The sequence below is a fragment of the Sulfitobacter sp. G21635-S1 genome (assembly GCF_027213915.1).
GTDB lineage: Bacteria > Pseudomonadota > Alphaproteobacteria > Rhodobacterales > Rhodobacteraceae > Sulfitobacter.
The window spans coordinates 1-6,560 of the sequence record NZ_JAPWGV010000055.1; the positions used below are offsets into that span (position 1 = coordinate 1).

Annotated in this window: 6 protein-coding genes; 4 read left to right on the top strand and 2 right to left on the bottom strand. The window is 62.3% G+C overall.

Translation table 11 applies throughout. From position 1 onward, the window contains the following. The 3 genes from O4H53_RS26680 to O4H53_RS27235 form a co-directional block, all read left to right on the top strand. On the top strand, positions 1 to 1,804 hold a 1,804-nt coding region (locus O4H53_RS26680; protein WP_331284257.1), incomplete at its 5' end, for a Mu transposase C-terminal domain-containing protein. A gap of 16 nt (positions 1,805 to 1,820) precedes the next feature. After that, positions 1,821 to 2,687: a TniB family NTP-binding protein gene (locus tag O4H53_RS26685; protein ID WP_089852561.1), complete on the top strand. Its 867-nt coding sequence runs from the start codon at positions 1,821 to 1,823 to the stop codon at positions 2,685 to 2,687. A gap of 80 nt (positions 2,688 to 2,767) precedes the next feature. Continuing rightward, the gene (locus tag O4H53_RS27235; RefSeq protein ID WP_443069649.1) at positions 2,768 to 3,694 is read left to right on the top strand and encodes a TniQ family protein; all 927 of its coding nucleotides are present in this window, start codon (positions 2,768 to 2,770) and stop codon (positions 3,692 to 3,694) included. A gap of 16 nt (positions 3,695 to 3,710) precedes the next feature. On the opposite strand, the gene scpB is transcribed toward O4H53_RS27235, so the two are convergent. Then, positions 3,711 to 4,307 carry an SMC-Scp complex subunit ScpB gene (gene scpB / locus O4H53_RS26690; protein ID WP_269367984.1) on the bottom strand — a complete coding sequence of 199 codons (597 nt, stop codon included), beginning with the start codon at positions 4,305 to 4,307 and terminating at the stop codon, positions 3,711 to 3,713. Between the two features lie 2 nt (positions 4,308 to 4,309). After that, entirely contained in the window at positions 4,310 to 5,194 is an 885-nt protein-coding gene (locus O4H53_RS26695) for a DUF1403 family protein (protein WP_269367987.1), read from the bottom strand. Positions 5,195 to 5,320: 126 nt separating this feature from the next. Between O4H53_RS26695 and O4H53_RS26700 the strand changes: the two genes are divergently transcribed. Further along, positions 5,321 to 6,460 carry a tyrosine-type recombinase/integrase gene (locus O4H53_RS26700; RefSeq protein ID WP_269367989.1) on the top strand — a complete coding sequence of 380 codons (1,140 nt, stop codon included), beginning with the start codon at positions 5,321 to 5,323 and terminating at the stop codon, positions 6,458 to 6,460. Positions 6,461 to 6,560: the final 100 nt, after the last annotated feature.

Sequence of the window (6,560 nt, forward strand, 5' to 3'; positions counted from 1 at the left end):
CTGTCGCATTTTCTTCACCATTTCAGCACATGTTCATTACGTGATTTCTGGAAGATACCACGATATCGCACACCATTTTTCAGCTAAGGGCTTCAATTTTGGTTCTGTATTTCAGCAAGTGGCCACCCTGTTGGCGCACGGCCCAGCCGGTCTCGAAAGTTTCATATCGATGACGTCTGGCGGAGGGCATGCCTCGGATGAAGCGTGGTCCAAGGCAACGCGGATCGCGCGTGAGTTGGACTGGATTCTTGATGGAGCGGCGCCGGTGCGTGAGGCCGTTGTGCGCGCGGCATCCGAGCTGCGGCTCTCGACACGCCAAGTCTACAACTATCTGGCGCGGTATCGAGAACAGCGCAGGATATCCTCCCTGCTGCCGCGAACGAGTGGAAAAAGGAAACCAAGGATCAGCCCCGCGGTCGAGAGCATCATCGCGATGACCCTGCGGGAGATGTGGTTGCGTCCTGAGCAGCCGGACCTTGCACCGATCGTCGAAGAGATCCGCGCCCGCTGCGCAGAGGAAGGGCATGCTCCGCCCGCCTATGTCACTGTCGCCCGGCGTATCCCCATTCTGTTCGCCCCGGAAGAAATTGCCCGCCGCCGCCTGTCAGATAGTAAACACCTGCACCGGCTGAAGCCGCGACCGGGCTATATCCGGGCTAACCACGCGCTCGACGTTGTCCAGATCGATCACACGCCGGCAGACATCCAGTTTGTCGAGGTGATTGATGACTACGGCGTCTTCGTTGGTCGCCCCTATCTGACCATCGCTGCAGATGTGGCCACGAGCGCGATCATCGGCTTCTGCCTGACCCTCGAGCGGCCGTCACGACTGTCTGTGGCGCTTTGTCTTGCGCACGCGATGTGCTGCAAGATTGACTGGCTGGCAGAACGCGGCATCGATCATGCGTGGTCGATGCATGGTCGCCCGAAGCAGATCGTCGTCGATTCCGCCAAGGAATTCCAGAGCAGCACCTTCAGCAGAGGATGCGCGGACTATGGCATTGCCATACGCATGCGCAACAAGGGCACCGTGCATCGGGGCGGGGTCGTCGAACGCCTGCTGGGGAAAGTGAACACGGCGCTACGCGCCTTGCCCGGCAAGACGGGGCGTTCCATCGCGGATCGGGGCGACTATGCCTCGGAAGCGCGGGCACGGCTCAGCTTCGCGGATCTTGAACGCTGCATCGCGCTCGCGATCATCGACCACAACCTGAGCCAGAATGCGCGCAAGCTGACCGTTCCGGCGAAAGAGTGGGAAGATCGGTTCCAGCCGAAGGACCGACCGATCGATGCACCTGTCGATGTGCTGCTCAATTTCCTGCCGCGCAAGACGCGGAAGATTTCACCTCAGGGCATCAGTCTCTTCGCCATCGACTATTTCGAGCCCTGGCTTGGCCCGCTGGTTGCGCGTCGTGACCGGCTGGAGCCGCTCGATCTGTGCTATGATCCTCGCGACATCAGCCATGTCTACGTCAAGGATCCGGATACGCAGGCCTGGCGGCCGGTCAGGCGACGGGACGGACTGGCCGAGCCGATCACGCTTTGGCAGCACCAGGCGGATCGACAACAGCGGCGTGAAATCCAGCGGCGCCCTGTACAGGAGGCATCAGCCATCCGACGCGAAATCGCCGCAACTGTTGCCGCCGCCAAAACCCCGAAAAGCCGGTTGAAGGAGATGACCCGCGCCCGGCATGCCACCGAGGCAAAGAAGCCTTATGCCGACTTCGCTGCGCCTTCCGCCTCGGCCCAGGCAAAGCTCGACCCGGATCGCCCGCGGCGGGTCTTTCCTGTCGAGGATTGGTAAGGTGCCGGATCACCTAATGCCCGCCATAGTCCCGCTCTTGCAGGCCGATGACGCAGTGCGGATCGCCCATGTTCGCGCGCCGCGCTGGATCAGCCATCCGGCCGCCGGCGCGGCGCATGACGCAATGCGACTGCTGCTTGAGCGACCGCCATCCCTGCGCCCACGCGGTTTGCTGCTTGCCGGTCCCTACCACAATGGCAAAACCATGATCGCCGAACGCTTCGCCGTCGAACATCTGCGTGCCGCCGACCAGCAAAAGGTGTGGGTGATCCAGACCCGGGAAGGTGCAGGGCTGTCGCATTTCTATGCCAGCATCCTGTCCGGATTGCGCGCGCCACAAGCCGCTGGCTGGCGCAGCCTGTCCCGCGCCGGCGATCAGGTGGATCATCTTCTGGAGCGCCTGAAGCCGCGCCTTTTGATATTCGACGAGTTCCACAGCGCATTGCGCGGGCGGCGCCAGGATGTGAAGGCCATCTTCTCGTTCTTGCGGAGGATCGCACGGGTGCATGACATCTCACCCGTCCTTGTCGGTGAAATCGCGATCTACGATGCGGTGCATGACACCGACGAAATGGGCTCACGTTTCGATACGATCCCCATTCCACGATGGGCGTATGACGAGGAGTTCGCGACGCTTCTCGACAGCCTGGAAGCCAGTCTGCCGCTCGCCGAAGCCTCCGATCTGTCGCGCGAACCCTTGGCGAAGATCATCCATGATCTGTCAGAGGGGCTGATCGGCGAGGTTGTCGAGATCGTCACCCGGGCCGCAGTTGCGGCAATCTCGCGCGGTGAGGACCGGATCACGGGCGCAGCCCTGTCGGACCTCGGCTATGTGCCTCTCTCGCGGCGCCGCCATTCCACTTTGCGTCAAGAAATGACATGAGGTTTGGGCCGACCGAGATCTCCATCATGCCTGCAGAGCGGTATGCAAGCGCGGCGGGAAGCCGTTGGCCGATGGGCATTATGCCCGCACCTGGTGAACTTCTGTCGAGTTGGCTGCACCGCCTCGCTTACGCCAACGGCGTACCTCCCCACTATTTCGGTGCGCTTCTCGGAGCGCCGGGTGAGAACTGGTCGGCACGGCTTGATCGGGCGTTGCCCGATCGCATCCTGCGACTTTTGGGGGAGCATACCCACATACCCTTGGAAGACATCGCGGCTCTGACCGTTGCTCCCGATCCTTTGCCCGGGCTGCGTTTGCCCCTGCGGCCAGGGTCTCAGCAGACCTGCGCACCCGGGAGGCAGGTTACCTGGCTGCAATTCTGTCCGGCTTGTCTGGCAGAAGACGAAACGCCATATTTTCGCCGAGGCTGGAGCTTGGCCACACGAGTCTCTTGCGCTCGCCACGGCTGCCGACTTCGGGACAGGTGCCCATCCTGCGGGCGCGGACTGGCTCCGTTCAGCCAGAAGCATCTTGTGCCGCATCAGATCTGCGCCTTGTGCGGCGCGGCGCTCTGCAAACGCACCCGTCCTGCCGCCGATGGGGTTCAGCGCCTTGAGCGCCTGATCGACGATCTGCTTCGTTTGCATGCAGCAGGGCATCGGATGGCAGCGGGGCGATCACTTTCGGACCTGCTTGGATCAGCCTGCTTTCAATTTGGTAAACAGCGCATGTCCATCCCGCGCCTCCCTCATCGAGATCGCTATCATCTGTTTCGGCAATTGACGGAAGAGAGGTCGACGCCTTTCGGAACGCGAAGAAGTCCCGCGATCTCTTATTGGAAACGCGTCGCTCAAGCTGCGCCAGCTTGGAGCGGACTGGTCACATCATTCAGCGATGCCGTCCTGCCTCGGCCCAAAGCTGGGCCTTGCCCCACCACCGCTGGCCCGGATTTGGCAGATCTCGTTCAAGCGGCCGCGTGGCTTCATCAGAAGCGGCAAGCGCTGTGAGAATTCCCGGTGCATTTCAGGCGCGCGCGGCCAGCCCGGCGTCATTCAGCTGTTCAGGATCTGGCAGGTCGCGCAAGCTCTCCAACCCGAAGGCCGCGAGGAACGCGTCTGTGGTCACAAAGGTGTAGGGGGCACCACGACGCGGCGCGCGTGGGCCAGTTCCAATAAGACCGTGTGCATGCAGCCGCCCGATCAGGTCCCGGCTGATCTCTTTGCCGAAGATATCCTTCAGCCCGTCGCGGGTGATCGGCTGGTGGTAGGCGATGGCCGCCAAAATCGCGACGTCGAACTCGTTCAGGTCCAGCAACTGGTCCCCGACATCCGCTGCGGCGCGGATCGCAGGCGCGTAAGCGGTCCGCGTCCGGAACATCCACCCCCCTGCGACCATGGCAATCTCGAACGCCCGCCCTTCCAGATCGGCGGCCAGATCCTCGACCAGCAGATCAACCGAGGCCGCCTGCCCCACTATGCGCGCCAGATCCTCGCGCGGTACAGGCGAGGTAGAGGCAAACAGCACCGCCTCGATCCGCCGCATCCATTCGCGCCAGCGCAACTCCTTCGGCAGGTCGGTCAACTCGCGGTCAAGCTGGGGTTCGGAGCGGTCCTTAACCATTCCTACACTCCATAGAGCCGGAAGGTGTCACGGCCAGTCAGTTCGCGCACCGCCCCAAGGTCAACCAGCCGGTCGCAGAGCCGCCGCGCTGCGCGATCCGGCAAAGGCAAGGCACCGGGTGCCACCGCGTCCTGTGTCAGGAAGATCTCGACGGCGTCGGCCGCCCCCTTGGCCCGAAGCTTTGGTGCAACCCCTTTCAAAAGCGCAGCCCGACGCGCGAGGTCGACAGCCAGACGCGTGGCCTCGACCGCGGATGCGGTCACAGCGCGATGACAGGCTAGGCGCAAATCGTGGCCCAGCTTGCGCAGGTCGGCACGTTTCAAACCCGCGGCCAGCAGCGGCACGACATGATCCCAACCAAGCGCCTCGGCGAGGGCGGCGTCCGCGAGGATCAACGCCGGGACTTCGGCACGGGGTGCCTCCGTCAGGACAGCATCTAGCACCACCACGGCACGGGTCACCGGTGCCCCATGTCCCGCATCCAGCCACGTGGCGATCTGGCACGACTCGAAGGTCGGTAAAACTCGGCTCAAAGCCTTGACCGACACCGACCGTTCCACCGCGCGACGCCAGGCAAGGTAAGTTTCCCCCGCGGGACCAGGTAGATCGCCAGGGCGCAGAAGATGAATCGCGTCGCGCAGCTCTGGGGCTCTTTCCGGACGACCAGAAAACCCGACACATGCCTCGGCCGCTCGCAGCGCCAGCCGATCCCGCAACAAGGCTTTGGGGACCTCTTCGCGTTCCAACACAAGATGCAGGTGGTTCAGCGCCGCGCCCGACAAAAACGCCACATCTTCAAAGGCTTCAGGACGTGCCGAGGTGACCCATGCGGGCATCCGGGGTAGAGTGTCTGTGTAGATGGAGTGTTCCGGTCGGGCAAATGTCATGACTGAAGCCTAAACCATCGCGGCGCTTTGCTCCAGAAAATAGCACAGAAAACGCCTCACTCTATCTTTTGCCATAACGTCCGATAACCTTGCGTTATCGGACATAAAAATGATATGCCCCAAAACATGGGCAATCTCACGAATAACGGCACCAAAATCGAGGATTCCGACGCGTCTGACGCAGAGATTTCGAGCTCAGCGTCCTATGACTCGCTGAACAGTGACGAACACGACGAGAGAACCCCTCGGGACCGAGCTTCAATCGCTCTGCCCGCTCATGTGGTCGGCTCCGGCGCGCTCGACCGGCTGATCGACACCGCGCGCGACTACGCCGAGGCCTCTACAGCCGAGAACACCAACAAGGCCTACTCGGCCGACTGGAAACACTTCACCCGTTGGTGCCGACTGAAAGGCACGGAACCTCTGCCCCCCTCGCCCGAGATGGTCGGGCTCTATGTGGCGGACCTGGCCGCCGCGACCGGAAAGGCCCCAGCTCTCTCGGTCTCCACCATTGAGCGGCGTCTCTCCGGCCTCGCTTGGAACTACAGGCAGCGCGGGTTCACTCTTGATCGCAAGAACCGCCACATCGCCACGGTTCTGGCCGGGATCAAACGCAAGCATGCGCGCCCGCCGGTTCAGAAAGAGGCGATCCTGCCTGAGGACATCCAGGCCATGGTGGCCACCCTTCCCTACGATCTCCGCGGCCTCCGAGACCGGGCGATCCTGCTTTTGGGCTATGCAGGCGGCTTGCGCCGGTCGGAGGTGGTCTGCCTCGATGTGCATAAGGACGATACTCCGGACTCCGGCGGCTGGATCGAGTTCTTCGATGGAGGCGCCCTGCTCACCCTCAATGCCAAGACCGGCTGGCGCGAGGTCGAGATCGGGCGCGGCTCAAGCGATCAGACCTGTCCCGTCCACGCGCTGGAACAATGGCTACACTTTGCAAAAATCGACTGTGGCCCGGTCTTCGTGCGCACCTCGCGGGACGGCAAACGTGCACTCGAGACTCGCCTTTCCGACAAGCACGTAGCCCGACTGATCAAGGCAACCGTTCTGAAGAGTGGCGTCAGATCCGATCTGCCGGAAGCCAAACGGCTGGCAATGTTCTCTGGCCACTCCTTACGCGCAGGGCTCGCCTCGTCGGCAGAGGTTGATGAGCGCTATGTTCAAAAGCAACTCGGACATGCGTCGGCCGAGATGACCCGGCGCTACCAGCGCAGGCGCGACAGGTTCCGGGTGAACCTGACCAAAGCCGCAGGGCTGTGAAGACCAGGAAACTTGAGGCCTTGGTGAAGCGCTAAAGTGAATTTCCAGCGCTTCAGTTTCAGCTTACTGCTTCAATTGAAATCGGGAACTAAACGCGACA